We start from the raw sequence: 240 nt of genomic DNA on the forward strand, positions 1-240 counted from the left end.
CGTGGCCCTCGGCGTGCCGGTCGGGATCAGCCGCTGTCACCTCGCGTCCCGCAAGCAGAAGGTCGTGCACTACTGGGCTGACGAGGCGACGGTCGCCGCGATCCGCGCGTCGACCTTCGTGCCCAACCGCGAGATCGCCGCCCTCGTGTGGGTCAGCGTGAAGAAGGCCCGGGCCGCGCTGAGCTACCCCGTCGCCCTCGAGACCCTCGATGCGTACCCGGCCCTCGTCGCCGCCGTCGT

1 pseudogene is annotated in these 240 nt (G+C 72.1%); it reads left to right on the plus strand.

Annotated elements, in window-relative coordinates:
• Positions 1-240: pseudogene (locus tag KVS71_RS18515) on the plus strand (DNA mismatch repair protein MutT); the annotation flags it as partial.

The organism is Microbacterium sp. GbtcB4 (genome assembly GCF_019091465.1).
Lineage (GTDB): Bacteria > Actinomycetota > Actinomycetes > Actinomycetales > Microbacteriaceae > Microbacterium > Microbacterium paraoxydans.